This is a genomic window from Photorhabdus caribbeanensis, from assembly GCF_018448885.1.
Lineage (GTDB): Bacteria > Pseudomonadota > Gammaproteobacteria > Enterobacterales > Enterobacteriaceae > Photorhabdus > Photorhabdus caribbeanensis.
In genome coordinates, this window is record NZ_RCWB01000007.1 from 160,468 (window position 1) to 162,703 (window position 2,236).

At 38.3% G+C, this 2,236-nt stretch carries 4 protein-coding genes; all 4 read right to left on the reverse strand.

Features of this window, described 5'->3' with window-relative positions; genetic code table 11:
- Positions 1 to 2: 2 nt before the first annotated feature.
- Positions 3 to 689, reverse strand: coding sequence for an Imm52 family immunity protein (locus tag EAE90_RS07375; protein WP_246550460.1), 687 nt, complete (start codon positions 687 to 689; stop codon positions 3 to 5).
- A 12-nt stretch (positions 690 to 701) separates the two neighbouring features.
- Positions 702 to 1,466: a restriction endonuclease fold toxin 5 domain-containing protein gene (locus EAE90_RS07380; RefSeq protein WP_214052958.1), complete on the reverse strand. Its 765-nt coding sequence runs from the start codon at positions 1,464 to 1,466 to the stop codon at positions 702 to 704.
- Positions 1,467 to 1,486: 20 nt separating this feature from the next.
- A complete protein-coding gene (locus EAE90_RS24890; protein ID WP_479687641.1) occupies positions 1,487 to 1,597 on the reverse strand; it encodes a PAAR domain-containing protein in 111 nt (36 codons plus the stop codon).
- Between the two features lie 46 nt (positions 1,598 to 1,643).
- Positions 1,644 to 2,236: Imm52 family immunity protein (locus EAE90_RS07385; RefSeq protein ID WP_214052959.1), on the reverse strand; the 593-nt coding region annotated here is incomplete at its 5' end.

A 2,236-nucleotide genomic window follows, 5' to 3' on the forward strand; every position in this document is an offset into this window, starting at 1 on the left:
ATTCACCAACTGAATTTCAACATCATTGGATTTATCAATATCATCCTGATTTCTTCCATCAAAAATGCCTTTTTGGTAATAATCAGCGTGCCAACCTGTTCATTATTTTGATACACAGGGAGCACATCTTCCGCCATAGGCAAATAGGATTTATCAATAATACGAGGCTGGTAAAGCATCCAGCCAACACTTAAGCGATCAGGGAAAACCTGTTTATTCCGTAATGTATATTCGTTGGTTTCGACCTGAATATAAGGGAAGTCACGACTGGTGACTAGATATTTAACTAAATCAATTAATTGGGAAATACCAAGCTGACTACTGTCAATTTTCAAATTGAGTTCTAACCTAACCCAGTTAGGACCTTTTGTTGACAATTTATTATAACTAACACTACTAGATAACTCATCCTTTTCACCATCCCATATACCTTCAATAAGTGAAGGAAAGTCTTTTTTATAAGATTTTTCAAAATAACTTACTGCTTCGTCTGTAGGCCCTTGTTCATCAAACACAATATGTTTTAATGCCTCTTTTCGGGAACATCCTTTTAAAAACCATGTTTTTTTCTTCCCGAAAAATATATCGATTTGCTGTGTGATATGAAACAAATCCATCAATGCCGTATTAGCAGTAATAGTTTTTTGCTGTTCATAACGTACATTTATTTCTATACGAACTATTGTCATGTTGACCTCAGATTAAAATAAACTGTCGTAGGGGGTATAATGAACTCTGATATTTTTATACTCTCTAAACTGTACCTTAAAATAAGCATAACTGATTGGTTGTAAAAAATGCCATTCTACATAAGGTGTGCCTTCTAGAACATCACAGACTTTTTGATGCCTTTCAGCCTGTTTTTTGCCTGATTCATCACCTTTCCACCAACTTTTGGGTTTCCCTTCACTATTAAAAAACTGGTCATACCGCGCTTTGGCTTCCAGAAATAAGCAATACGCTGGTCGCCAGCCATCAAACGTCACTTTCAGGCACTGAAATTTCTGAATCATTTGTGTGAGCGGGTTATATTTAGTTTTCGCAATAAATCGCTGATAGTTAATCGTGATGGCGCTCCAGCGACTCACCTTGCGATATTTTTCACTTGTCACCGGAATAGCAAGGCAAGCTTTGCACACTTTTTCAGTTTCCGTTTTTTCACACTCTTCCGTTTCAGACTGGGCTTTAGTTTGAACTGCACTGGTATCAACAGATTCATCCCCTAAATCATCGTCCTCCCAAAAATCCGCATGGGCTTCGGCGCTCCAGACGATATTTCGATCTTCATCTGTGATTTCAGGGCTTATCACAAAATCCGTTTTCTTATGGTGAATGTCGTCATCCTCTATAACGGATTTATCTTTACCGGCTTCCATCAACCCAACCGCAATTAATACTCCGGCACAGGCGCTGGCGACATATTCAGCCGCACCCACTACGACCGGAGCTAATAAGGGTATTGGCATATTAACGCCTCCTGTTTATCTCATTTTTTGCAATAATTAGGAACACCATTGTGAGTATATTCATCAATAGCGGTAATCACCTTACCGCCATGATCTGTCGTATCACCCAGCAGAATAACCGCCTTTGACATTAAAGTTCTCCATCGTTTTCCGATTGGTAAATAACATCACCTTCCATTAAATTTCTGTAATTAATGGCAGTAATCCCAGGTTCACCAACTGTATTTCAACATCATTGGATTTATCAATATCATCCTGATTTCTTCCATCAAAAATGCCTTTTTTGGTAATAATCAGAGTGCCTACCTGTTCATTATTTTGATACACAGGAAGCACATCTTCCGCCATAGGCAGATAGGATTTATCAATAATACGAGGCAGGTAAAGCATCCAACCAACACTGAGACGATCAGGGAAAACCTGTTTGCCTTTTAAGGTATATTCATTCGACTCTACCTGAATATTAGGTAAATTACGGCTCAAGGCAAAATAGCTAACCAGATTAATTAACCGCAATACATCAAGCTGATGACTGTCAATATTTAGATTCAATTGCAGCCAAACCCAGTTAGGATGAACACTTGGCATTTTGCTATAATCTATGCCGCTAGATAATTCATCCTTTTCACCATCCCATATTCCAGTAATAAGTGCTGGAAAGTTTTTCTTATAATCTTTTTCGAAACTTTTTATAGCCGCTTCAGTTGGCCCCTGCTCATCAAACACGACATGTTGCAGAGCCTGTTTTCTAGAGTAACCAGTTAAATACC